The organism is Microvirga guangxiensis, assembly GCF_900102135.1.
Classification (GTDB): domain Bacteria; phylum Pseudomonadota; class Alphaproteobacteria; order Rhizobiales; family Beijerinckiaceae; genus Microvirga; species Microvirga guangxiensis.
Genome location: NZ_FMVJ01000003.1, coordinates 507,418 through 531,545, shown reverse-complemented (window position 1 = coordinate 531,545; position 24,128 = coordinate 507,418). Strand labels below are relative to the sequence as shown.

Below are 24,128 nucleotides of genomic sequence, written 5' to 3'. Positions count from 1 at the left end.
TTGAATTATGTATTGAGGCTCACCTTGGACCTGCCCCCGTTTGCGATCCACAGCCTATGCGTTTCCGAGCCTGGTAGTTTATTGGGCGAAGGCGCTCGGGGTGAAGCCACAAAGCGCCATATGTGGTCTGGTGTCATTGTAGTCTTTCCACCATTGCTCAATCCGCCACCTGGCGTCGGCCATGGATAGGAACCAGGAGGCATTCAGGGATTCTGCCCGCGGGCGGCAGTTGAACGCCTTGATTTGTGCATGTCCGTGGGGGTGGCACAGGTCGGGAGAAGTCGGTCTCGACCCAGTTTAAATAGGTCCACTCGTCCAGCATCTGACCGGCGAATTCCGTGCCATAGTAAACTGCATTGGTGCGCTTCCGGCGAGACAACTCTGAAATCTTAAAGACTCGTTAACCATCGGCCTCCGGGCTGCGTCGGTCGTGCTTGTCTTAGCGCCTGTGGCGATCCACATTGTCACTTGTTGGGACCTCGATCCCAATCCGGACAGCCGAGCGGCTGTTGGAGCGGTTGCGACCCGTCCCCAACAGCCTGGCCATCCGGCCCCCTGTTTGTGCCAGGAGACCACATGGTTACCCCCTTCTATGCCGGAGCCCACGCTCCGCGCAACCTCGCGTGCGCCCCGCACGCCGCCTCCCTCCTCCGCGCCAGTGCCGGCGCCCCGCCGGTCCCGCCCGGCTCCGGCCCGGCCGCCGTGCACCCGGGCCTCATCGAGCACCCGGACCTCACCCCTGAGGTGCAGGTTGCCCTGCTCGCGGCCGTGGACGAGGCCGTCATCGCCGAGCTCGGCGACCTCGCCTGCGTGATCCCCGACCACCCGCGCCCGATCTCGGCCGTGCTCGCCCTCGTCGATGCCGGCCTGCTGGCCCTCGACCTGCAGGCCGGGTTCGACGCCAGCCTGCGCGTCTGGCGGCCGACGGCCTAGCCCAACCTCTTCCTCACACCACAAGGCCAGCCGGCGGCATAGCCGGCTGATCTCCACGCCTGTCCCGTCAAGCGCCTCACGCTGCCGCCTGCCATGGCCGGCGATCCCTAGCGCATGTCTTTGGAGCTTTTCATGAGCCTCACGCCGCTCCCCCTCCCCCGCATCGAGATCAGCTATCCGGTCGAGGGCACCAGCCTCGCCGCCTTCAACAGCAAAGTCGTCGGCACCAGCGTCATCCGAGCCGACTGGAATGACCTCACCCGCCTCCTGCAATTGCCCGAGCTCCGGGGAGCCATCGCCTATCTCCTCGTCGGATATGACGAGGAGAACGGGCTCTCGGCCCGGGTTGGCGAGGCCGGCAAGCCGCCCTGCCGCCTGCCGGACCACCGCCGGAACGAAGACCTGCTCTTTGCCGAGGAGATCTTCGTCCTCGCCAACGCCGCCTTCGATAAGAGCGACATCGTCTACCTGCAGGAGCGGATCTCGGGCCTCGTGAAGCAGGCACAGCGGGCCTACCTGGTTCAGGGCACCGGGCCGATCTCGCAGCCGCTCTGTGCCTCCAAACGCCGGGAACTCGACCTCGTGCTCCGCTATGGCCTCACCCTGCTCAAGGCCGCCGGTTGCCCCTGGCTGGAGCCGGCGCGCAGCCCCCGCCCCCAGGCCAACCACGCCTGACCGCGCCGCAGCCCCACGCGCCCGGCCTCCATGCAGCCGGGCAGTCCGTTCCCTTTGTGATGAGAGTGGTTCTTGATGTCGACCATCAGCGAAACCCTGAAGACCCCGAGCACCGACAGCCTCCCCTTCCCCGACCTGGAGCTGGAGTCCGAGACGCCCGCCACGGAGGCTTCCACCAAGAGCAAGGATGAGCCCCCGACGGCCCCGTCCGAGCTCATCGCCGATCTGGCCCTGCGCCGGGCACTCGGCCGCAACGGCCGTCGCCTTCTGCAAAAGGGCGGCGCGCTGGTGCTGGTCCTGCACGTGCCGACCGCGGCCTGGGTCGAGGCCATTTCCAGCGCGGCCAATCGTCTGCTGGGCCACAAGGCGGTCGTGCTGCAAGCCAAGACCAACCAGCGCCGATACAGTGAAACGCTTGAGATCCAGGTCACGCATGCGCTTGAGCGCAATGTTCCCGTCCTCGCCGTCTCGCAGGCGCCCGACCTGTATCTCCCGTCGGTGGTCACCGGTGCGGCGGACCTGGTGGTGCATGTGCCGCCGCCGTCGCCGAAGCTGATGGGCGAGGCGATTGCCGCCTGGTGCCGCAGCCAGCAGCCGCGCGGCCTCAAGGCCGAGGATCTGGCGGGCCTCGATCTGCCTGACCTTTCTGCCAGCCTGCGCCCGGGCAGCAAGACGCCCGAGATTTGCATCGAGAGATTGAGGCGTGCCGCCCGGTCCCGCACAGTCGCCCACCGGGACGACGACACGCCGCGCCTGGAGGATCTGCACGGCTATGGGCCGGCCCGGGACTGGGCGCTCGCGCTGGTCGACGACGTCGCGCGCCTGCGGCGGGGCGAGATCGGTCCCGATGCTTTGGAGAGCTGCCTGCTGTTCGGCATTCCCGGCACGGGCAAGTCTACCCTGGCGCGGTCCATCGCCAGAACGGCGAACCTCCCGCTGTTTCAATCCTCGATTGCAAAATTTTTTGCCGATGGTCCAGGGTACCTGGATTCGGTGATCAAGCAGATGAACGCCTTCTTCGATCAGCTGATCGCGGCCGCTCCCTCCGTCGGGTTCTTGGACGAGGTGGATGCGCTGCCAAATAGAGCAACGTTATCCCATAAAGGAGCGGACTGGTGGCTCCCGGTGATTACAAATATGCTTCTCCGCATCGACCAGGTCCGGGCAACAAAGGCCGGGGTGGTACTCCTCGCCGCAACCAATCATGTGGAAAGAGTCGATGCCGCGCTTCGCAGACCCGGCCGGTTCGACCGCACCTTCGAGATCATGCCTCCGGATGAGGAGGCCCTGATCGCGATCCTGAGGCTGCATCTCGGTGCCGACCTCAAGGATGCGGACCTGACACCGGTGGCCCGGCTTGGACAGGGAGCGACCGGTGCCGTGGCAGTGGGATGGATCCGTGCAGCGAGACAGCGAGCGCGTCTCGCCGAGCGCATGATGGGGCTTGATGATCTTCTGGCCGAAGCCGCGCCTGTCGACCCGCGAAGCGCTGAGCAGCTGCGGATTGTCGCGATCCACGAAGCAGGTCATGCCATCGTTGCCCACCGGCTCAATCTTCCGGTCCTCAGTGCAACGATCATGGCGTCAGATACGGCAGGCGGCTCGACCCGGCTCAACATCACCGGCTTGACCCCTGACAGGATTACGCTGGAGGCACAGGTGATGGCAGCGCTTGCCGGCCGCTGTGCAGATATCGTATTGGGTCAGGGAGCGAACGCCGGCGCCGCCAGTGATTTGAAGGAAGCCACGCGGCTCGTTGCAGCTCTCCATGTTTCGTTCGGGCTTGGAGAGACTCTTTCATATCGAGCTCCGCAACAGGACGCATTGAGCACGCTCATGATGGACCCCAAGATGGCGGCTACCGTTGAAGCGGATCTGCAGCGCCTCATGGCGCGAACGATGGTCTTGGTAGAATCGAACATTGCCGCCATCCTCGCGCTTACCGAACAGCTCCTGGCCAAGCGCGTCGTTTCAGCCAAGGAGATCGCATCGGTAGCAGCAGCCCACTTGCCAAGCTCCAAGATGAGCATTCGGAAGAGTCTGGTGTTGTGCTGATGCACAAAGTCCCGCGCAGCTCTTCCCTGTTTCTTCCTTCGTTCTTCGGCATTCGCCGGCTCCGGATGTCCGGATGTGCCTTGGGGTCCGGCGTGATCGGATCCTGAGAGCACGAGGAAACGAGGTTCAAGGCCATGCGGTGATTGGCCGGAAGCCGAGCTGAGATGTCAGCCCGGCTTCTTTCTCTTTAGTTCACTCCGCCAATAGCCGGGGACTGACTTCGTACGTTCCCGGCCGGCGGCCTACTTTGCCGGGAGTACGGTCGGCACGCCGGATTACGCAATGGTCGACAAGCTCCTGGAGCGCTGCGTCGTAGGCATGTTTGTCGGCGAACAGGCCCAGATTCTCGCGCCGCAAGCTCCTTGCGTTGAAGGTTGAAATCTTCGTCGCCACGAGATGTTTTACAACGCGCGCGACCATCCGCTCGGCACGGCTTTCGCCCAGCGCACCTGTGACCCTCCGCATCATCGGCCCGAAGAGCCGGTCAATCAGCATCACGGCGGTGGTAACGTCTTTGGCTTCAACGGCAGCAAGATCGGGGCTCTCATGGTCCAAGCCCCAGCGATACGCTGCAAGGATGAGCGCAATCCGGAGGGCCCGGCCTGGCGCCTTGGCATACCAACCTGCCGCAAGATCGCCGCCTCGTTCGCTCTCCTCCTGCCATCGTTCTATGGCCTTTTGCAGGATAGGTTCACTGTCCGGGGTTATCGGCAGGATGCGCATACCCTTGCGCGGATCAAGCTTAGAAATCCGCGTAAGGACATTGACCATTTCCTCGGTCGGCACCGAGGTATGGGAAATTCGCCATGCAGGCATTTTGCTTGGCCAGATCCAGAGAAACCGAGACGCGAGGCCATCGTCCGCTGACCCGATCAGGCCGGCGACCCGATCAGGCTGCGTACCGGTGATGACGGAAATCGCAAGCCTCTCGATGTGACGGACGCCCCGTGTCACGCGATCAATGGTGTAGGGTTCGCCGGAGTATGCCTGCAGCCACAGCGCTCGTCCGAGGCCCGAGCCTCCCGCAGCCTGGAACACGGCTGTTGCCTCGTCGACATAGGCTACGAGCCCGCGCGGGGAGACGGCCGCCGCGTCAATGAGTGATGGCGGGGTCACGTCCTGGACGAGCAGGCGCGGCTCGGCACTTGCCGCCGCAACGTCCTCCGGACGTTGCGGCGGCGTTGGTTCGGCGCGGCCCTCACGGCCCCCTTCGTGACGCTCGCGTTCATAGGCCTGCCAAGCCCTTTCGCAGATTGCGCGCTCGGCTTCGCGCTGCTCATTGATGGAGCGGGTGTAGTCCCTGTTGAACCGCTCAAGAGCGACAACAATGCTCCGCGTATATGCCCCCAACGGCGTCTTGCGCGACCCCGGCGGCGCGACGGTGCAGGACCAGAGGATCGGCGGTTCGGTCCACGTCGCGCCGGCTTTCACGCGGATCTGAGTCCCAAGTGCCGCGCCTCCGAGGACAAGAACCTCAGGCAGGACCATGGACTCGTTCACACCGAGTCCATCAGCGATGGCGGTGACCCAGCTCCTGAGTTGCGGCACGAGACTCCAGAGCGGAAGGTCCGGAGCCTCCCCCAGGAGGTCTCCCCTCCAGTCGGACGTGAGTTTAGGCCATCCCTGCAGGGCATGGTCGGCTTTCGGCGCAGAGGCTTCGCTCAGGATAGGCTGGTCCGTGCTCGATGCCTCCTCCATGAGGGGCCGGACTGGCGGCTCGCCGTCCGTCGACAGGTCCACCGACGCGGACGGGGTCACGGCGGGCGTGGAGGCGACAATGGCGCGGGCCGAGGCGGCCTCGGCGAGGGTATCAGGCAGGCGCGAGGTCGGCGCGGGCGGCGCCACGCAACGGATAATGCTGAAATCGGACACAACGGCTCCCTTCCCGCAGGGCCGTCGGGGGACGACGCCTGCGTGGTCTGGCATGGGCGAATAGGATTGAGCGAACCGGTTCTGCACCCAGGATGACTCACCAACCCTGACCGTCAAGCAACACAATGTAGGATAAATAAATCTATTTTCGGAACCGCAGCCGGACGTCCTGCACCCGAGCAATTTGGATGCACAGAGCCGCTGCCAATACTGCCAAAATGCCAAAATGGTCTCATGGCCAGCATTCGGGTGATCAGCCACCTTGCTGCAGACACAGGAACGGGTTGGGCATTCGCTGGCTTACGATGCGGAGGGCTTCCTGCGAGAAACGGTTTCTCTGGAGAGATTGATTGCGACCTTCCCCGATCAAAGTCGCCCGCGCATCAGGAGATGCTCTTTGGGAGCATGAGAGACGGATTTCCTGCAGCCTCCGGGGCAGGCATCCTGGATGCAGGCCGTCGATGTCCCCCCGTTACTCCTACGAAAAGAAACGTTTTTCCAAAATTCGGCGCCGAATTTCTGAAACGGTTTTCCGCACGAGTGAAACGCTTTTCCGAAGAAGAGTAACGCGTTTCCAAGGACAAGTTTTTTGATCAGCTACCCCCTCAGAGCGCTGGAGGAAGCCTGTCAAATGCGATGAGAACTTGCGGGCGCGCAAGGATCAAGCGGAACGTTCGACGCGGATTCCCGGGCCAGCACCATCCATCAGCATTGCCGGTCCATGCCAACGTTGAACCGCATCTCCGATCAGGCTGCTGTTGACAGATTCTCGGCTTCCGAACGAGCATGTGCAATGCTCCCGGATCAGCTGACACGACGCGCCATGTACGACCTCGTCTGGTCGAAGCCGATGACGAAGATTGCTGCGGAACTCGGCATTTCGGACGTTGCCCTCAAGAAGATCTGTGACCGGCATCGGATCCCTACGCCCGGTCGCGGATACTGGGCTCGAAAGGAGAGCGGGCAACCGGTTAAGCAGGTACGATTCTACGCAACGGCGGATCCAGCCGATGAGCAGATCGTCATTCATGGCCCGCCTGCCCCTCGGTCGCCAGCAGTCCGGGAGGCTATCGAGGACCACCGGAAGCGGCATGTCGTCCGCCCAAGCCGTCCAAAGCCTATCGAGTTCGAGCCCGTTGAGCCGGTACGGATCATTCACCCGAGCATTGCACGCACGGCTCAGGCGCTGCGCCGGGCAAAACCCGGGCCCGACGGAGCCGTCAGCGCCTCAGGCGAAGGGGAATGCGGGATCGAGGTTGGCATCACGAGCGTCGAGCGGGTGATCCGCATCCTCGATGCTCTGGCCCGCGCCCTGGAGGCCCGTGATCTCGCCCTCCATGCGGAGGGACGCCTGATGCGAACCGGGATCGGCCGCGATACGCTGACGTTCGCGCTGATCGAGCGCACCGAGACACGGCCTCATATCCCCACCGACGCCGAGCTGGCCGAGGAAGAGCGCCGGCTCAGGCGCAACGAGCGTAACGCCCGTCTCGGACTTTGGGAGTACGGTCAGAAAAGGGCGTATCCGGAGACCGACACAATGCGGACCGGTGAACTGGGCATTCGGATCACCGATCAGTATGTCACTGGGGCACGGCGCGTCTGGAAGGACGGCAAGACCCAGCGCCTTGAAAACCTGATCGAGGAGATCGCCGATGGGATGCTCCTGTATCTTGCCGGCGTCAAAGCCCGACGCGAGGAACATGAACGCTGGCAGCAGGAGTGGCGGCTCCAGGAACAGCGTCGCGCGCTTGCAAGGGCCCGGGAGGAACGCGAGAAGCGGCGGCAGGAATTTGTCGGGCGGCTCGCCGCTGCCGCTGCGGAAATCAGCCAGCTGGAAGGCTTCCTGGAGCGCATGCAGCCGAAGAGGCCGGGTTGTCCTGGGGAGGTCGCCCGGATGCTGGCCTGGGCAGAATCCCGGATCCGGGTCCTGCAGGCGAGCCTAGAGCCGCAGGGTGTTGCTGCCGCCCTCGCCGAACAGAAGCTGTTTCCGGAGGCTGATGACTTGGCGGACCCGCCGCGGGACGGGGCTGATCCGGCCTAAAATCGCCACGCCAGCCTTGACGTTTTCCGGGCGATTTGTACATCAATATGTAGTCAACCAGGGCAGCGGCTGCGGACAAACCCTTGGATCGTAGGGCTTTGGGCCTGAAACGGCGGAGTGTCCCGCTCCCTCCGCCATTTATCTGAACTCCTGATCTAATGCGGTCTGAGCCTGCACGGCTTCAGTCTCTGAACGGCAGCTGCCCATCTCGGTGTTTGGCAGCTCATCGGGGCAAGAAGGCAGCCAGTGATCGCTCGACTAGGGCGCGATCGAGACCATCGACGATGAATACGATGCGCGACCGGCGATCCTCGTCGGACCACGCGGCCATGTGCACCGGCGGGTGAACAAGATGCTGCACCCCGTGCACGGCCACCGGTGTCGGTGAGCCTTCGACATTGAGGATACCCTTGACGCGCAGGATGCTGTTTCCATGCCGGTTGAGCAGCATGGTCAGCCAGATGCCGAAAGTTGTCCAATCGAGCGGTTTGTCAAACACGAGAGAAAACGCATGAATGTTGTCGGCGTGGCAAGTCAAGCCGGATCCGGACGCCCTTTGATCGTCGGCACCACGAAGAGACTTGATTGGCCCGAGCCCGCTCGAACCATGGGTGAATCCATCCTGCTGCCATCTCCCCTTCAGTTCGCTAGCGAACCAATGCTGCGCCATCTCGCTCCTCTCCGACAATTCAAACACTCCCTGAGAGAGAAGGTGCTCCGCATCGAGCGGATCTCGCGGAGCATGCCAGAGCGGAGCCGATGGGTTGAGCTGGCGAATCCGCGGGATGAGCCTCTCGAGCATGTCTGCATCGGCAAGATCCGTTTTGGTGACGACCAGCCGGTCGGCAATGGCGATCTGCCTGGCGCTCTCCTGCTGACGGGCGATCTGAGCTTCACCGTTCACGGCATCGACGGTTGCGATGACGTTCCCCAGGCGGAAGTGATGTTTCAGCACCGGATCGGCATGGACAGTTGAGAGAATGGGGAACGGGTCGGCAAGCCCCGTGCTTTCGATCGCCAAGCGCCGGAAGAATGGTATGCGGCCGCCTTCGCGTTTGGAGTGCAGGTTCTTGATCGCGGACGACAGTTCACCACGGATCGTGCAGCACAGGCAGCCTGACTGCAAAAGCACCATGGTCTCGTCGATGCGTTCGAGAAGATGATGATCGAGGCCGACATCGCCGAACTCGTTGATCAGGACAGCCGTGTCGGCAAGGGCCGGATCACGCAAAAGGCGCTGAAGCAGCGTTGTCTTGCCGGAGCCCAGGAAGCCGGTGATCAGATTGACGGGCGTCAATGCCGACGTATCAGTCATGCTTCGCTTCAAGCTCGGCGATCAGGGCCGGATCGAGAGGATCGCAGGCGCGACCGATCAGCTTCTCGGCCGCGACCCACAGGTGGGCGAGGTGATCGACGATCTCCGTCTTACCAGTGACAGTGGACAGAACGAAGGCGGAGCCCTGCCAGTCGCGCAGCTTGAGCCCATAAAAGCTCAGCACCCTGTTGGCGGATTGCACGCGTCGCATGCGCTCGCGCCGCCGCTCCGCAGCATCCGAGTTGCGGCTGAAGACTCCTGGACGGGCGACGGCGTCCGTCCAGTGATCTGCGCTGCCTAAAACGCCGCAGAGTGCGCACATGGCTGATCCTTCCTCGTCACGACAGCATGGCAATCGACGGAAAACCGCCGGCTACTTCTTTCGCGGGAAGCGCTTGGAGAAATCATCCGCGATCTCGTCCATGGTCACGAAGCGTACGCCTGGATGGCTGATCATGTGGTGGTAAAGGCGCTCCAGTATCATCAGCACCTGCGGCCGTCCGGAGACGTCCGGATGAATCGTGATCGGAAAGACGGCGTAATCGTACTCCCGGTAGACCCAATCGAACTGGTCCCGCCACATCTGCTCGATGTCGCGTGGGTTGACGAAGCCGTGGCTGTTCGGCGAGGTCTTGATGAACATCATCGGCGGAAGGTCGTCGAGATACCAGTTTGCCGGAATCTCGATGAGGTCTGTCTCCTCACCGCGCACAAGAGGCTTCATCCATTCGGAAGCCTTCTTGGAGTAGTCGATCTTGGTCCAGCGATCTCCGACGCGCACATAGTACGGCTGGAAATCATGGTGCATCAGCGAGTGATCGTACTTGATGCCGCGTTCCAGCAGCAACTCGTTGGTCACGGTCGAGAACTCCCACCAGGGGGCGACATATCCTGTAGGCCGCCTGCCGGAGAGTTGGGTGATGAGCTCGATGCACTTGTCCAGGACCTCGGTTTCTTGCTCCCGCGTCATCGCGATCGGATTCTCGTGGCTGTAGCCGTGAATGCCGATCTCGTGGCCTGCATCGGCGACCGCTTTCATCTGATCCGGGAAAGTTTCAATCGAGTGGCCCGGAATGAACCATGTCGTCTTGATGCCGAACCTCTCGAAAAGTTGCAGCAGACGCAGGCTTCCGACCTCGCCTGCGAACAGGCCACGGGAGATGTCGTCCGGCGAGTCCTCGCCGCCATAGCTCCCGAGCCAGCCTGCGACGGCATCGACGTCGATGCCGAAGCTGCAGAGAATTTCCTTCGCCATGAGTGCTCCTCCTCCGGTGCATGTTCAGAAAACGGATCAAGCTGTTATGCGGCCTCGCTGCGGATGATGTCCTCCGCCGCCAGCGCCGATGCGAGCAGGTGGTCATCCCGCCCTGGGCCGCCCGACAGAAGAAAGCCCGTTGGCATTCCCTGTGCGTCGGCTCCATTGGGAATGGATATTCCACACCAGTCGAGGACATTGCCGAGAAGCGTGTTGCGCAGGGTCTTCATGTTGATGCGCAAGAAGAGATCGTCGTCGGCTTCGAGTTCATCGATGGACGGCGCCACATGAGCGACCGTCGGATAAGCCACGAGCCAGCCCTCCTCCAGCATCGCTGCCGTTTCCGCCACGATGCGACGGCGCGCTTCCATGATAGCGATGTACGCGCTAAGAGGTGTCGCAGCCGCGAGCCTCATCCGCGAGGCGACCCGTCGGTCCATTCGAGCAGCGGCCTCTCCCTCGACGCGCTCCCTGTGCAGGGCGTAGGCTTCGGCATTCACGATGGGGCCGTATTGCGCGTTCAGCGCGAGGATTTCATCGAGCACAGGCAAAGCCCGTCGCTCGACATATGCTCCGGCACTTTCCAAGCGTTTCAGCGCGGCCTCGAAATTCGCGACGACAGCCGATTCGCACTCGTCGAACACCACATTGGTCGGCACGATCACGCGCAGGTGCCTGACGCTTTCACGACGGATATCGGGGGCGGCAAGCCCTCGCGCGGCCGCATCGACCAAGATTGCATCCAGCACGCTCAGACAGAGAACGCCGAGCGTGTCGAGCGTACGAGACAAGGGAAAGGCGCCCTGCATGGGCCAGCGCCCTCCGGACGTCTTATAGCCGACGATGCCGTTGAAGGCTGCTGGAATGCGAACCGAGCCGCTCGTATCGGTCCCGATGGAGATCGGCACCAAACCTCGCGCGACCGCGACGCCCGAGCCCGATGAGGATCCGCCCGGCACCCTGCGCTGCCCGTGCGGATTGACCGGAGTGCCGTAATGCGGGTTGAGACCGATGCCCGAGAACGCGAACTCCGTCATGTTCACGCGGCCTATGCTGACCATGCCCGCCGCTTCGAGCCGCGTGACGATGACAGCATCTGCAATCGCCGGAGGAGCATCCGTCAGCAGGCGGGATCCTGCCGTGGTCGGGTGTCCCGAGAGATCAAAGAGATCCTTCCATGCGACGGGAACTCCGTCGAGCCATCCGAGGGAGCGCCCGTCTCTCTGTCGGACCGAGGCGGCCCGCGCGGCGGCGTGGGCCCGCTCAGGTGTTGTCAGCGTAAAGATGGCCGGGTCGTCGCAGGCTTCCACAGCGGCGAGCGTCTGATCGATCGCGTCCGTGACGTCGATCTCTCCCGCTGCAAATTGCGCCGCCCACTGAACGGCAGATCGGCGAGTCGGCATATAGCTGAGTTCCATGCCAATGATCCAACCTGAAGTATGGCGGGCCTCTGTTCGTCCGATTGAGCAACATCGGGAAAGCGGGAACAGATCGATGCAGCCCTTCGATCCTCAACGGAACGTCTCCTGCCAAGTTCCATCAGCAGGGCGGCTCAAGACCTTCAAACGATCCGGAACCGCAGCAGACAGCTTAACGGCGCCGTCAAAGGCAGGCCGAGGTCGTGACGACCGGCATGAGCGTCCACAGCGTCGCAACCAAGGCGGTGACGGACAGCGTCAGGCTTACCCCGCGCATGAAGGCCGAGGGCGAAGCGAAGCGGGGCGAGCGGAGCGCGAGAAGAAGCGCGACCTGAAGCGCGATGGCGACGATCCAGGCTGCTGCCATGGCGGCGCGGCCCACAGCAAGATCAAGCCCTGCCGCAACCCAGCGGTCGGAGCAAACGAGGCCGTGCAGTCCGTAGACGGCACTGAAGGCAACAAGCCATGCTGTCAGCGGAACCGAGATGCGAAGGATGTCTGTCACGTCAGCACTCCCGGCAACCAGGCGGCGCCGAGGCCCAGCAGCGCCGTAACGACGGCATAGTCCGTCCAGAGCCTCACCACTCTTGCCTCACCGATGCGCCGGGCCGAGAGATAGCCAGCGGCAGCCCGCAACGCCAGGAATACCGTCATGAGCCCCACGATCGTGGCGTGAAAAAGCACGTAGCCCGCAATCACCCAGAGCGTTGCATCATAGGCGTGAGCATCGTGGGTCGTCCGCATGAATATTGTGACGGCAGCGCTTGCGAGCGCGACCGATCCCGCAAGGCTCAGGAGCAAGCCTAGCCAAGGGCCTCCATTGCGACGAAGCCCGCGGTCGGCAACACGTATGCCTCTCCAGGACAGGGTCGCGCCGCCAAGCGCCAGCAGCGGCCCGGTCAGATCAGGTTTGAGCCACGCAGGCGGCGGCCAGTTCGGCGCCACGGTCCACAAAAACGCATAGCCGAAGAGGAGCGAGCCGAAGAAAACTCCGTTCGCGATGAGCAGGAACAGCGATCCCCACCAGCCCGGCGGCCGCTTCGCTTCGGAGGCAAGCGGCAGGACAAGCCCATGTCCCACCGGCTGCGGCTCCTGATCTCTTCGGCTCCCCAGGCTCCAGGCCCACCACACTGCGAGCGCAGTCACGCCCAGGATCGAGAGTGGAACGAGCCAATAGGCTTTGATCAACATGCCTACGAAGAGACCGCCGGTAACGAAGGCCATGACAATCGGCAGCGCCGTGTTGGTCGGGAAGATGACGAGGCTGCTCGGTCGCCCGCTCGCGATCTCCACCGTCAGGATCTCGCGCAGACCGCTACTCGGGTCTCCGAGATATCCCTCGCCGCGTGCGATGCGCACGGGCAGTTCGGGATCGTCGTAGAGAGGATTGCGGCTGCGAACCTCGGGGATCGAGGCGATGTTGTAAGAAGCTGAAGGCGCAGGCATGGCCCATTCCAGCGTCCCCGCGTGCCAGGGATTACGCCGTCCGCGAACTGCCACGACCGCGTTCACCACAACATCGATGAGCACGAGCGCAAATCCGATCGCCATGACGAAGCCGCTGATCGATGCCAGGAGGTTGATGAGCTCCCATCCCGATCCATTCTCGATGTGGTCGATCCTGCGCCTCATTCCCAAAAGACCCGCCCAATGCAGGAGCAGGAAGGTGCCGTGAAAACCGAAGAAGACGAGCCAGAACGCCGTCTTTCCCAGCTTGAAGAAACGTTTTCTTCCCGTGAAATGCGGGAGCCAGTAGTAGAGCCCTGCGAGCATCGGGAACACGAAGCCGCCGACCAGAACGTAGTGGAGATGCGCCACGACGAAGTAGGTGTCGTGTGACTGCCAGTCGAAGGGCACCACCGCGACCATGACGCCGGTAAGCCCACCCATCACGAAGGTCGCGAAAAAGGACAGGATCCAGAGCATCGGCATGTGCATCTCGGGACGGCCTTTCCAGAGCGTCCCGATCCAGGCGAAGATCTGCACTCCAGTGGGCACCGCCACCAGCGTCGAGGCCGCCGAGAAGAAAGCCAGCCCCATATGCGGGATGCCGGTCGCGTACATATGATGGACCCAGATCCCGAAGCTCAGCACCCCGAGGGAAATTGCAGCAGCCACGATCCAGCCGTAGCCGAGCAGAGTCGTGCGCGCCATCACCGGCAGAACGGTGGAGATGACGCCCGCGGCGGGCAAGAAGATGATGTAGACTTCCGGGTGGCCGAAGAGCCAGAACAGATGCTGCCAGAGCAGGCTGTCCCCGCCGGCGTCAACCTGGAAGAACGGCATTCCGAAAGCGCGCTCGAGCTCGAGCAGGATCGAGCCCAGGATCAGCGGAGGAAAACCTGTCAGGATCATCACCGCGACGATCAGCATGTACCACGCGAAGATCGGGAGCTTGTCGAGCGACATGCCGGGCGCGCGGTAGAGGAGCACGGTCACGACGATCTCGACAGACGCCGAGATCGCGGAGATTTCCACGAACGTGATGCCGAGAAGCCAGAAGTCTGGGTTGATTCCCGGCGAGCCGAGCGTCGAGGAGAGCGGCGGATACATGAACCAGCCGCTGTCGGGCGCAATCCCGGCGAGAAGCGCGAAGATCAGCAGCGAGCCGCCGAAGGCGTAGCACCAGAAGCCGAAGGCGCTGAGGCGCGGAAAGGCCAAGTCGCGCGTCCCGAGCATCTTCGGCAGGAGATAAACCGTCAGCCCTTCGAAGAGTGGAATCGCGAACAGGAACATCATGATGACGCCATGCATCGTGAAGACCTGATTGTAGATATCAGGACCCATGAAGACCGAGCGTGGGGTTGCGAGCTGCGCACGGATGAGCATCGCGAGGATGCCGCCTATCACGAAGAACGTCACCGCCAGGAACAGAAACATCAGCCCGATGTCATTGTTGTTCACGGTCGTGAGCTTGCCGCGCCAGCCTGGTCGAGGCCCCCATATGCGTTCGAGCGCGCGGTGGCGGCGCAGGGCGTTCATTGCATCTCCTCTTGAAGAAAGGCGTTCCAGGCCGCTTCGTCATGCGCCCGCACGGTAAAGCGGTGCTTTGTGTAGTCGCGCCCGTTGAACTCGGCACCGACGCCCGCATAATCGCCCGGAGCATCCGCCTCGATCCGCAGCACGTTCACGTGGCCGGGGATCGCATCGAGCTTTCCGGCGAGGCGCGGCACCCAGAAGCTGTGGATCACGTCGGCTGAAGTGATCTCCACGTCCACCGGACGGCCGGCCGGGATGTGGAGGATGTTCTCGGTCGAGCGCCCCGGCGCATCGGCATAGCCGAAGGACCAGGCCCACTGCCGTCCCTCGGCGCGGACGGTCACCACATCAGGCCCGGGCCGAGGCAGAAGACGCTCGCCGACATAGAGACCATAAGCGGTCAGCGCTGCCAGAACCGTGAGTGAAAAGCCGAGCCCCAATCCCTGGATCCACACCCGTTCGCGCCGGGCGTCCGCCTCCGATCCGGAGGGCCCTCCACCGCGGCGGAAAGCCAGCAGGAGCAAAACCAACACAAGCAGGAAGATCGCCGTCGCCCCAGCCAGCATCACCCACCACAGGGTCGCGATGGTATCGGCCGCAGGGCCCGCCGGATGGACGGTCGAGAGGGACTCGGCGCAACCGGCAACCGTAACGGGCGTTAGGCTCCCAACCAGACCACGCAGGAGACCCCGCCTTTGGCCGAAACCCAGATCCAAATGAGGGACGAGCCGCTCGTCGATCCGGTCGCACAGACCCCCGGCTTCGACGAGACCGGATCGAGAATTGCTGTCGCAGGCCACCCGATCCACGCCATGACGGTAGCCTTTCCCGTCGCGCTGACCTTCTGCAACTTTGGCGCGGATGCATTCTACTGGTGGACCGGCGACGGTTTCTGGGCACGGGCCGGCGTATGGGCAGCAGGAATGGCCTTTCTCATCGGACTCGCCGCAGCCGCATCCGGAACGATGGAGCTGCTGCTGGTCCCCGGCATCCGTGCGCGGGCCGCCGCCTGGACCCATGCCGCGATCGCAGTCGCACTCCTGTCGACCCTCGGGGCGAACTGGGGCTACCGGCTTTACGGCTACGAGACGGCCGTGCTGCCATACGGCATCCTGCTGTCGGGCTTCTGCGTCATCATGGTAGGCGTAACGGGGTGGCATGGCGGCAAGCTCGTTTTCGACTATCGTCTGGGCACGTCGAACGGGAGCTGACCGCCCCTGGGTTCCGTAAGCCAGTCCGGTAGCGGAATCTCCTTCAGGTCGGGCTTGGCCAGAACCAGAAACAGGATCGCAAGAACCGGGATCAGCAGGAGGAGCAAGGGCACCAAAGGCTCGGGCGTCTGGTGCTCTCCTTCGGTCTCGGCAACAGTGACGATCGTATGGCCGACCCAGGCATGAAAACCGATAAGCAGCGCCACGAAGACGAGCTTCGCAAACATCCAAACGTCGAAGACCTCCCGCAGAAAGATCAGGAGGGTTCCCACGCCGATTGCGATCAGGGCGGCAGGCGTCACGACGGCGGTATAGCCGTAGTGGGACGCGAGCCTGATCCGGGTATAGTCCGCCTGCCCGATTGCCGGGTCGTGGCGGGCCAGCATCAAGGGCAGCGCGAACAGCCCCGCGCACCAGAGCACCAATGCGGCGATATGGAGCGCCTTCAGATATGGGATTGCACCGTCGAGCCATGGAATCATGCGAGTCCCTGCGCCATCGCTTGCCATCCCCGCCGCGCAACGAAGGCTCCCCACACGACGAAGGGCAGACCAGCGGGAACCCACATGATGAGGCCGCCCAATTGCTGGTCGCCGAGGGGCGTGAAGCCCCAGTCCAGAGGCGCGACTGCGTGGATCGCGTAGAGGGTCTGAGGCGCGAAGGTGAGGAGCGCTCCCAGAAGCGCCATCTGCATGTAGCCGCCCAGCACAGCAAGGACGCCGGTGCCAGGTGCCTGCTCGCGGTGAAGGATTGAGCGCCAGAAGATAAAGGCCGAGCCGAGAAGCGTCGCCTGCATCACCCAGTAAACTGCCATGTCAGACAGCGCCAGATCGTAAGCCGGGGGCCAATGCCAGGCCCAGAGCACTCCAGTCGAGACAAGGAACGGAACTGTCGGCGAGGCCGGCCTGCGTCCGGGCCACGCCAGTGCAAGGAGCGGCGCGGCCACCGCCACGAGCAGGACATGATGCACCACCCGCGCAGAGAACAACGCCGCCGAAAGCGCACAGAGCGGCGAAACGAACGCCACCGCCAGTACAGCGACGGCAAGCATGCCCGCCCTGCTCCGTCTCACCATAAGGGCAAGGAGCCCCAATGCCACGAGCAGTGCCGGATCGAAGTTCCAGCGCCCCCAGATCTCTGCCGGCAGCGGCGCCGGACCACAATAGATGCCCGCAAGCGCGTCCATCACCTGACTGCCCCGTCTGCATGGATGCGGACGGGAACACCCTTATAAGCGGGCGTCTTGGACAATTCATCGTGATAGCTGACAGGGATCAGCGGATTGGCCTCAGGGTAATAGGCCGCGACACAGGAATCCGGCAGGTCGTAGGGAACGACCCTCAGCCCGCGCACTACCCGCTCGGCACCGTCTTCCACGGCGCATTCAAGCGTCACCAACTGCCCCTCCGACAGGCCCCGCCGCGCCATTTCCTCAGGGTTGATGAGAACGATGTCGCGCGCGCCGGATAAACCGCGCAGCCGGTCGGAATAGCCGTAGATCGTCGTGTTGAACTGGTCGTTCGAGCGGAGCGTGATCAGGGTGACCTCTTCACCTTCGGGCGACTCGCCGAGAGCAGTCAGCGACTCCGGTGCGGTAAACTGGGCTTTCCCGCTCTCAGTTTTCCACTCGCGGTCACGCGCCGAGTTGCCGCGATGAAAACCACCCGGCGTGAAAAGCCGCCCGTTGAAGTTTTTGAACTTGTCAGGATAGGTGGCCTCGATCAGATCGCGGATCAGGCCGTAATCGCCTGTCCACTCGTCCCACTTCACCTTGGGATTGGGCGGCAGCGCCGCCTTGGCGATCCCCGCAATGATAGTGACTTCCGACTTGAGATGCGGAGAAGCGGGCTCGCGCTTGCCGAGGGAGCCGTGGATCATGCTCAGGCTGTCCTCCATCGTCACCACCTGCGGCCCAGCCGCCTGCATGTCTTCTTCGGCACGCACAAGGCAGGGCAGCAGCCAGGTGGCCTGTCCGGGCAGCAGATGCGAGCGATTGAGTTTCGTCGCGACCTGCACGTTGAGGTCGAGATTGCGCCATGCCTCCTCGGCGCGGGCCCTGTCGGGAATGGCACGAGCGAGATTGCCGCCCATGGAGATGAGGCCCCGCACGGAACCGTCGAGAAGCCCCTCGACCAGATCCACGGTGGAGCGCCCTTCTTCCTGCGGCGGTTCGAAACCGAACAGCTCCGCGAGCTTGTCCAACGGCACGTTCTCGGGTTTCTCGGAAACTCCCACGGTGCGTTGGCCCTGAACGTTGGAATGCCCGCGCACGGGCGAGATGCCAGCTCCTTTCCGCCCAATATTGCCGCGCAGCAGGAGAAGGTTCACGAACATGGCCAGATTGAGCCAACCTTTTACGTGCTGGGTCAGGCCCATCCCATAGATGCCGATGACGTTCTTCGACGTCGCATAGATTTCCGCCACCTCGTTGAGCTCCTCGCGACGCAGCCCGGATTCCTTCTCGATCTCCTCCCAGGACACCTCTCGCAGCCGCGCCATGAGCTCGTCGAGCCCCGTCGTATGCTCCTCGATGAAAGCCCGATCGAGGATCTGGCCTCCCCTCTCGGCATCGAGCTCGAGCACGCGCTTGCACAGCCCCGCCAGCACCGCAATGTCGCCTCCGGGACGAACCTGGAGATAGATGTCGGAAATCCGGGTCGCCGGCTTAACCGTCATCTGAGCGGGATTTTGAGGATTGGCGAATTCGACGAGACCTCTCTCCCGGATCGGGTTGAAGGTGATCATCTTGCAGCCCCGTTCCTTGGCTGTCTGCAGCGTATGGAGGAAGCGAGGCGAGTTGGTTCCCGTATTCTGCCCGAAGAACAGGATGAGATCGCAATGATCGAAGTCCGACAGCACGCAGGTGCCTACGCCGATCCCGATCACTTTCTTGAGAGCCACGCTCGTGGTCTCGTGGCACATGTTGGAGCTGTCGGGCAGATTGTTGTGCCCATAGAGCCGCGCGAAGAGCGCATAGAGATAGGCGGTTTCCAGGCTGCCCTTGCCGGACAGATAGAAAACAGCCGATTTCGGATCGAGCTCCCTGAGCTTCGCGCCGATCCCCGCGAAGGCCTCTTCCCATGTCGTCTCGATGTAGCGGTCCGAAGACGGGTCGTAGCGCATCGGATGGGTGAGGCGCCCCGTCTTCTCCAGCTCATGGTCCGACAGGCCGCGCAGTTCGGCCAGGCTATGCCGGGCGAAGAAGTCGGGCGTGCAGCGGTCGCGCGTCAGGTCCCATATCGTCGCTTTGGCGCCGTTCTCGCAGAATTCGAAGAGGTGCGGCTGTGCGGGCTTGGTCCAGGCGCAGGACGTGCACATGTGCCCGCCGGGCTTGTTCTGGCGCATCAGCGTGTGGAAGACGCCCGGAGACGGCTTCTGATCGACCAGGATGCGGCTGACGCCCTTGAGCGACCCCCAGCCGCCTGTTGCATTCTCGTAATGCGGCGTGTCGGGGCGCTGGCTGGATTCTTCGGACTTGCTCATCTGGCTCCCCTCGGAGGCGGCGGACAGGCCAACCATTCGGTGCTGCTAAGTTCGGAACAAGCCCGAAAGCCGGAAGTTCCATCCGGCCGAAGATGCCTCTTCTTCCATCGAGGAGGATCATCCCGATCCGGCTGTCTTCGTTCGGCGACAGAACGAAGCTACGGCGCGAACTCCACCGGATGCCCTGGCGAGGCCAGACTCCTCTTCAATCGCTCGGCCTCAGATCGCCGATCACCGTGGGGATCAGTTCCGAGACGGTGGGATGGATGGGCACTGCCCATTGCAGATCAGGATAAACTGCATCGACATTCATCATGTCGAGGATGCCATGAATCGCTTCGTCGCCTCCTGTTCCCAGAATAGCCGCGCCGAGGATCTTCTTCGTCTCTGCATCGGCGACGAGCTTGATGAAACCCTTGGTCTCGCCCTTTTCAATGGCGCGCCCGACCCGCGTCATCGGGCGCTTGGACACGAGGATCCGTCGGCTGCTCCCGCGCGCTTCAGCCTCTGTCATTCCAACACGCCCGAGCGGAGGGTCGATATACAAGGCATAGCCGAGAAGGCGCTCACTGACCTTTCGGGAAGCGTCGTCGAGCAGATTGGCGGCGACGATCTCGAAGTCGTTGTAAGCCGTATGCGTAAAGGCGCCGCGACCGTTGCAATCGCCCAGCGCCCATATGCTTGGCACGTTCGTCGCCAACGTATCGTCGACGCGAATATAGCCCCGTTGGTCCATCGCGACGCCTGCTCTGTCGAGGCCGAGATCCTCGGTGTTGGGACGCCGACCGATGGCGAGAAGCACATGCGAACCGACGACCGCCGGATCGCCGGAGGTGCAATCGACATCCACCGATACGCCCTCAGTATGGGGCTTGAAGCCGATGCAGGTGGCATCGGTGCGGACCGTGATCCCCTCATCGACCAGGATGTCCCGGATGGCATCCGACACATCCTCGTCCTCGCGTGAGATCAGGCGCGGCCCTTTCTCGACAATCGTGACCTCGGCGCCGAAGCGCCGGTACATCTGCGCGAATTCAAGACCGATATAGCTGCCTCCGATCACGACCAGATGCCTTGGCAGAGTATCGAGCTGGAGGATCGAGGTATTGGTGAGATAGCTGACCGTGCCGACACCCGGCATGTCCGGGATGTTTGCCCGTCCGCCGACATTGATGAAGACGCGCGGTGACCTCAGTAACCGCTCACCTGCCCGGACGGTATCCGGCCCTTCGAAGCGGGCATGGCCTTCGATGACGGTCAGACCATCCATGCTGCGCAGCCATTTTTCCAGGTTCGTGCGGGCATTCGTCGAAACGGTCTCGGCTCTGGCCTTCACGCGCTTCATGTCGATGCTGATCGGGCTCTCGATCATGATTCCATATTCGGCGCTTCGCCGGGCAAGGTGAGCGGCATAAGCACTGGCGACCAGCGTTTTGGTCGGCATGCAGCCGGTATTGACGCAGGTGCCGCCGAACAGCTTGCGCTCGATGAGCGCGACTCTCATTCCCGCACCGGTCAGACGCCCGGCGAGGGGCGGCCCTGCCTGCCCGGCCCCGATGATGATGGCGTCGAAGTTCTCAGTCATGGCATGGCTCCGATCACAAACACGCAGGCCAGGAATGCAACGGCATCCTCGATAAAGGCGGCGGGACGATCCATTCCGAACCTCTTGGCCAGACGAGACCGTATGGCCGCGCCTCCCAATGTGCCGATGACAGCCCCGATCGCCCCGGCGATGAGGCCCGCGACAAGGCTACCGCCCGCAACACCGATGGCTGCTCCCGACAAGGCTCCCGTGACGATCCGTGTGCCGAACTGGATGGGCACTTTCCGGCTTGGCGTAGAGGGCAACTGATCGGCCACGAGTTCACCCAGTGCGAGCAGCGTCAGCAGCCATGGCGTGAAACGATAGCCCAAGAATGCAAGCCAGCTTCCCTCGAGATCCAGGTAGCCCAACGACGCCGCCCAGCTCACCGCAGCAGGGGCCATCATGGCGCGCAGACCTGCGACCATGCCGATCAACGCACTGAAAAGAAGGATACCCATGCTTCCACGCTCCATCAGGCGTGACAATCGCTATCGCAATCTGCTCTGGGGCTCCGCTGCAGGTTCCGGCTCAAGGGTTAAAGAGTCCCTGCGAACGCGCGACGCCTCTGAACGCATAACGCCCAACCGACCTGCCATCGATGCAGCGTCCGGAGACGACGCATGCGAACCTCCTGATCGGCTCTATCGATTCAGCGTAAATGTCCTTGTTGATCTTGGCCCCTCGGCACGAGGCACCCCATCACTCTACTGGCACGCTTATAAACCGTCCCGCTGTGGGCATTGATGCGACAGATGCGTGGAAGCGACAGCCTTCACAAAAGCCGGACCTCCCTGTTAAGGCCAAGCATGAATATATGCGGACGCCCTCAAGCGTGACTGCTAATCTAATCTTACCTGAGACTTCCGCAAGGCATGTGATGTCAGCAGGCAAAAATCGCCTCATCCTGACGCGCGGTGCGATGGGCCTTCGCGATCTGCAAAGAACGCTAACGCATGATCATCCTTTAACCTAGGTCGTCAGGGAGGGTGCTATTGGTTCGCTCGTCGAGGTACCTCTGAAAGATGAGGACGATTGCTGCCAACTTTACCGCTTGTTTCTCTTGGACACGATAGCGAATGCGGGTGCTGCTCCCAGCATCACAAGAAACACGCGGATGATGTGGTGAGCGGCGACGAAGGCGCCCTCGATACCGAGCGCAAGTGCCACAAGGCTCATCTCGGCCAGGCCGCCGGGGGAATAGGCAAGGAGCAATGGAATTTCGCCATAAGCCGAAACCCGGCTTACTCCGACAGCGAATATCGCCGTGATCGCGAGCAGGAGAATGGTCGACCCAAGGGATAGTACAAGGATACGAACGACCTCTCTCGTGGCCGTTCCGGCAAAGCGGCATCCAATGGCCGTGCCCAGCACCAACTGCGCCGCATTGACGATCTCGATTGCCGGCTTGAATTGCGTCCAGCCGAAGATATGCACCCCTGCACTGACGAGCATCGGACCAAGCAAGACATGAGCCGGCAGACGCAGGGCACGCCCAATCCACGCTCCGGACAGTGCCGTAACAAGGAGCCAAACTTCATCGCGCCAAGACGTCTCCAGGATTGACAATCCGAGTTGAGGCCGTGCCCCAATCGCGGTTCCGCTGATCGCCTGTACCAGGAATGGCAGCGTGAGTACGACGAGCAGAATGCGAGCCGAGTGCACGAGCGCGATAGTTCGCGCATCTCCACCTTCTTCATCACCTGCGGCGACCATCTCGACAATGCCGCCGGGCATCCCAGAGAAATAGGCTGTGGCAAGGTCGAATCCTCCGATCCGGCGGAAATAGGCAACACAGGCGGCACCACTCACCAGAACGAACCCTGCAAGGCCGAGGATCGTAAGGATCCATCCACCAAGACCTTCGAGAATCTGTGGCGTGAAGCCTGCCCCCAGCATTACACCGATGATCATCGTCATGGGTGGCCGGATCATTTCCGGCGCTTTGATCGGCAACCGCGCGAGTGAAGCCAGGGTACAGGCCGTCATGGAACCGAGCATCCACGGCAGCGGCAACTGCGCCTGGACGAACACCCATCCCCCGAATGCGCCGATGAGCAGGGCAATCACGAACCGCCCGTAGAGAAAGAATGACGAGGTGAAGGCTCGCAGCCATCGTTGAAGAATCCCGCGAACTTCAGTCACTCCAACAAACCTTCCGAATTTACAAAGCTCTCAGACCATGCAGCGGCATGTGCACCGTTCCGCATCGGTCCATACGTTCCTATGACAATCCGAGCAGCCAGATCAGTCCCAGGCTTATCGAAACCAGAACGAGAAGAGAAAGGGTGACGGCGAGCGTCACCCGGCCGCCTACACGCCCGAGCACCTTCAAGTCGACGCCGAGACCGAGCGCCGCCATGGAAATGATGGTCAGCATCGTGGCGGTCGGAAGGATGGCGCTTAAGATGGCCTCTGGAATGACGCCGAAGGAGCGCAGGGCAGCCAAACCCAGGAAGCCGATTATGAACCAAGGCACGAGCTTCTTCAGGGACAAGCCCGTTTTCGAAGTCGACGTTTCACGACCGCCCAGGATCGATAGGACGATAACGACCGGGCCGAGCATAAGAACTCGCACGAGCTTGACGAGAGTGCCGAGTTGCGTACTGACGAGGCCGATCGGCACGGTTGCAGCCAGAACCTGCGGCACCGCATATACCGTGAGCCCCGCAAGCACGCCGTATTGGGTGAGCGAGAGACCGAGCAGCGGCACCAGAATCGGCAAGGTCAGCACGACGATCACACCCAGCACAGCCGTGAATGCAATAGAAGAAGCGACATCCTCGGGCTTTGCACCGATCACCGGCGCAACCGCCGCGATAGCCGAATTCCCGCAGATCGAGTTTCCGCACGCGACCAGAACTGCCATGCGTTTCGGCAAGCCCAGCAAACGGCACAGGCCGTAGCTTGCAAGGATTGCAACGGCCACGACTGCGGCAATGCCGATAATCAGACCTAAACCCGCCTGCATCACCGCCTGAAAGCTTATGGAAGCTCCCAGGAGCACAACGGCGACCTCCAGAAGAGTCTTAGCGGAAAAATTGATGCCGGGCGTCCAGCGGGGGCCGGGCGTCCATGCGGTTCGCAGGATCGTGCCGAGCAGGATTGCAATGACGAGCGCCTCGAGCCATGGCCGTCCGGTCCAGTGCTCTTCGATGGCCTGCAATCCCATGGCGGCGAGCGAGATCGCTGTACAAAGGGCGATCCCGGGGAGGATGCGGCTCCAGTTATTAGTCGGCACTTCACGCATCCTGCGTCATTGGCCAAGGAAAACCTGGGCCATGGGAAGATCTTGCCGCGGAG

21 protein-coding genes are annotated in these 24,128 nt (G+C 62.5%); 5 read left to right on the top strand and 16 right to left on the bottom strand.

All coding sequences use genetic code 11. From position 1 onward, the window contains the following. Window positions 1-78: 78 nt before the first annotated feature. Window positions 79-270, bottom strand: a complete 192-nt coding sequence (locus tag BLP10_RS24000; protein ID WP_091131696.1) for an integrase core domain-containing protein — start codon at window positions 268-270, stop codon at window positions 79-81. Window positions 271-576: 306 nt separating this feature from the next. On the opposite strand from BLP10_RS24000, the gene BLP10_RS23085 reads away from it, so the two are divergent. From BLP10_RS23085 to BLP10_RS06005, 3 genes are all read left to right on the top strand, one after another. Next, window positions 577-933: a hypothetical protein gene (locus BLP10_RS23085; RefSeq protein WP_091131693.1), complete on the top strand. Its 357-nt coding sequence runs from the start codon at window positions 577-579 to the stop codon at window positions 931-933. Window positions 934-1,047: 114 nt separating this feature from the next. Further along, window positions 1,048-1,608: a GIY-YIG nuclease family protein gene (locus BLP10_RS06010; protein WP_091131690.1), complete on the top strand. Its 561-nt coding sequence runs from the start codon at window positions 1,048-1,050 to the stop codon at window positions 1,606-1,608. A 75-nt stretch (window positions 1,609-1,683) separates the two neighbouring features. Continuing rightward, on the top strand, window positions 1,684-3,663 hold the full coding sequence (locus BLP10_RS06005) for an AAA family ATPase (RefSeq protein WP_091131687.1): 1,980 nt from the start codon (window positions 1,684-1,686) through the stop codon (window positions 3,661-3,663). 192 nt (window positions 3,664-3,855) lie between these two features. Here BLP10_RS06005 and BLP10_RS06000 read toward each other — a convergent pair whose 3' ends face one another. After that, window positions 3,856-5,535 carry a DUF3987 domain-containing protein gene (locus BLP10_RS06000; protein ID WP_139165438.1) on the bottom strand — a complete coding sequence of 560 codons (1,680 nt, stop codon included), beginning with the start codon at window positions 5,533-5,535 and terminating at the stop codon, window positions 3,856-3,858. Window positions 5,536-6,328: 793 nt separating this feature from the next. Between BLP10_RS06000 and BLP10_RS05995 the strand changes: the two genes are divergently transcribed. Continuing rightward, window positions 6,329-7,579, top strand: coding sequence for an RWP-RK domain-containing protein (locus tag BLP10_RS05995; RefSeq protein ID WP_091131680.1), 1,251 nt, complete (start codon window positions 6,329-6,331; stop codon window positions 7,577-7,579). 223 nt (window positions 7,580-7,802) lie between these two features. On the opposite strand, the gene BLP10_RS05990 is transcribed toward BLP10_RS05995, so the two are convergent. The 7 genes from BLP10_RS05990 to BLP10_RS05960 form a co-directional block, all read right to left on the bottom strand. Next, window positions 7,803-8,894, bottom strand: a complete 1,092-nt coding sequence (locus tag BLP10_RS05990; protein WP_091131676.1) for a CobW family GTP-binding protein — start codon at window positions 8,892-8,894, stop codon at window positions 7,803-7,805. Then, entirely contained in the window at window positions 8,887-9,216 is a 330-nt protein-coding gene (locus tag BLP10_RS05985) for a hypothetical protein (protein WP_091131672.1), read from the bottom strand. Before BLP10_RS05985 ends, BLP10_RS05990 begins: the two co-directional genes overlap by 8 nt. A gap of 51 nt (window positions 9,217-9,267) precedes the next feature. Beyond that, window positions 9,268-10,149 carry a polysaccharide deacetylase family protein gene (locus BLP10_RS05980; RefSeq protein WP_091131669.1) on the bottom strand — a complete coding sequence of 294 codons (882 nt, stop codon included), beginning with the start codon at window positions 10,147-10,149 and terminating at the stop codon, window positions 9,268-9,270. Window positions 10,150-10,193: 44 nt separating this feature from the next. Further along, entirely contained in the window at window positions 10,194-11,552 is a 1,359-nt protein-coding gene (locus tag BLP10_RS05975) for an amidase (protein WP_091132143.1), read from the bottom strand. Window positions 11,553-11,751: 199 nt separating this feature from the next. Beyond that, window positions 11,752-12,072 carry a hypothetical protein gene (locus tag BLP10_RS05970; RefSeq protein ID WP_091131665.1) on the bottom strand — a complete coding sequence of 107 codons (321 nt, stop codon included), beginning with the start codon at window positions 12,070-12,072 and terminating at the stop codon, window positions 11,752-11,754. Beyond that, entirely contained in the window at window positions 12,069-14,549 is a 2,481-nt protein-coding gene (gene ctaD / locus BLP10_RS05965; RefSeq protein ID WP_091131662.1) for a cytochrome c oxidase subunit I, read from the bottom strand. Before ctaD ends, BLP10_RS05970 begins: the two co-directional genes overlap by 4 nt. Continuing rightward, window positions 14,546-15,262 (bottom strand): cytochrome c oxidase subunit II, encoded by a 717-nt coding sequence (locus tag BLP10_RS05960; RefSeq protein WP_091131657.1) that lies wholly within the window; start codon window positions 15,260-15,262, stop codon window positions 14,546-14,548. The genes ctaD and BLP10_RS05960 overlap by 4 nt, the downstream gene beginning before the upstream one ends. Between BLP10_RS05960 and BLP10_RS05955 the strand changes: the two genes are divergently transcribed. Further along, on the top strand, window positions 15,242-15,757 hold the full coding sequence (locus BLP10_RS05955; protein WP_175493798.1) for a DUF2231 domain-containing protein: 516 nt from the start codon (window positions 15,242-15,244) through the stop codon (window positions 15,755-15,757). The two genes, BLP10_RS05960 and BLP10_RS05955, sit on opposite strands and share 21 nt — an antisense overlap. On the opposite strand, the gene BLP10_RS05950 is transcribed toward BLP10_RS05955, so the two are convergent. The 7 genes from BLP10_RS05950 to BLP10_RS05920 form a co-directional block, all read right to left on the bottom strand. Next, window positions 15,727-16,239: a CopD family protein gene (locus tag BLP10_RS05950; RefSeq protein ID WP_091131651.1), complete on the bottom strand. Its 513-nt coding sequence runs from the start codon at window positions 16,237-16,239 to the stop codon at window positions 15,727-15,729. The genes BLP10_RS05955 and BLP10_RS05950 overlap by 31 nt on opposite strands. Further along, window positions 16,236-16,943, bottom strand: coding sequence for a cytochrome c oxidase assembly protein (locus tag BLP10_RS05945; RefSeq protein ID WP_175493797.1), 708 nt, complete (start codon window positions 16,941-16,943; stop codon window positions 16,236-16,238). Before BLP10_RS05945 ends, BLP10_RS05950 begins: the two co-directional genes overlap by 4 nt. Beyond that, entirely contained in the window at window positions 16,943-19,240 is a 2,298-nt protein-coding gene (locus BLP10_RS05940) for an FdhF/YdeP family oxidoreductase (protein ID WP_091132139.1), read from the bottom strand. Before BLP10_RS05940 ends, BLP10_RS05945 begins: the two co-directional genes overlap by 1 nt. A gap of 205 nt (window positions 19,241-19,445) precedes the next feature. After that, window positions 19,446-20,825, bottom strand: a complete 1,380-nt coding sequence (locus tag BLP10_RS05935) for an FAD-containing oxidoreductase (protein ID WP_091131646.1) — start codon at window positions 20,823-20,825, stop codon at window positions 19,446-19,448. Continuing rightward, a complete protein-coding gene (locus BLP10_RS05930) occupies window positions 20,822-21,286 on the bottom strand; it encodes a DUF4126 domain-containing protein (protein WP_091131642.1) in 465 nt (154 codons plus the stop codon). The genes BLP10_RS05935 and BLP10_RS05930 overlap by 4 nt, the downstream gene beginning before the upstream one ends. A gap of 586 nt (window positions 21,287-21,872) precedes the next feature. Beyond that, window positions 21,873-22,970: an AbrB family transcriptional regulator gene (locus BLP10_RS05925; RefSeq protein ID WP_091131638.1), complete on the bottom strand. Its 1,098-nt coding sequence runs from the start codon at window positions 22,968-22,970 to the stop codon at window positions 21,873-21,875. Window positions 22,971-23,049: 79 nt separating this feature from the next. After that, a complete protein-coding gene (locus tag BLP10_RS05920; protein ID WP_091131634.1) occupies window positions 23,050-24,075 on the bottom strand; it encodes a YeiH family protein in 1,026 nt (341 codons plus the stop codon). Window positions 24,076-24,128: the final 53 nt, after the last annotated feature.

Coding starts and splice junctions, on each gene's coding strand:
- BLP10_RS05985 (WP_091131672.1), bottom strand. CDS start 9,216: ATGTGCGCACTCTGCGGCGTTTTAGGCAGCGCAGATCACTGGACGGAC.
- BLP10_RS05950 (WP_091131651.1), bottom strand. CDS start 16,239: ATGATTCCATGGCTCGACGGTGCAATCCCATATCTGAAGGCGCTCCAT.
- BLP10_RS23085 (WP_091131693.1), top strand. CDS start 577: ATGGTTACCCCCTTCTATGCCGGAGCCCACGCTCCGCGCAACCTCGCG.
- BLP10_RS05980 (WP_091131669.1), bottom strand. CDS start 10,149: ATGGCGAAGGAAATTCTCTGCAGCTTCGGCATCGACGTCGATGCCGTC.
- BLP10_RS05935 (WP_091131646.1), bottom strand. CDS start 20,825: ATGACTGAGAACTTCGACGCCATCATCATCGGGGCCGGGCAGGCAGGG.
- BLP10_RS06005 (WP_091131687.1), top strand. CDS start 1,684: ATGTCGACCATCAGCGAAACCCTGAAGACCCCGAGCACCGACAGCCTC.
- BLP10_RS05930 (WP_091131642.1), bottom strand. CDS start 21,286: ATGGGTATCCTTCTTTTCAGTGCGTTGATCGGCATGGTCGCAGGTCTG.
- BLP10_RS06010 (WP_091131690.1), top strand. CDS start 1,048: ATGTCTTTGGAGCTTTTCATGAGCCTCACGCCGCTCCCCCTCCCCCGC.
- BLP10_RS05995 (WP_091131680.1), top strand. CDS start 6,329: ATGCTCCCGGATCAGCTGACACGACGCGCCATGTACGACCTCGTCTGG.
- BLP10_RS05975 (WP_091132143.1), bottom strand. CDS start 11,552: ATGCCGACTCGCCGATCTGCCGTTCAGTGGGCGGCGCAATTTGCAGCG.
- BLP10_RS05940 (WP_091132139.1), bottom strand. CDS start 19,240: ATGAGCAAGTCCGAAGAATCCAGCCAGCGCCCCGACACGCCGCATTAC.
- ctaD (WP_091131662.1), bottom strand. CDS start 14,549: ATGAACGCCCTGCGCCGCCACCGCGCGCTCGAACGCATATGGGGGCCT.
- BLP10_RS05990 (WP_091131676.1), bottom strand. CDS start 8,894: ATGACTGATACGTCGGCATTGACGCCCGTCAATCTGATCACCGGCTTC.
- BLP10_RS05945 (WP_175493797.1), bottom strand. CDS start 16,943: ATGGACGCGCTTGCGGGCATCTATTGTGGTCCGGCGCCGCTGCCGGCA.
- BLP10_RS05920 (WP_091131634.1), bottom strand. CDS start 24,075: ATGCGTGAAGTGCCGACTAATAACTGGAGCCGCATCCTCCCCGGGATC.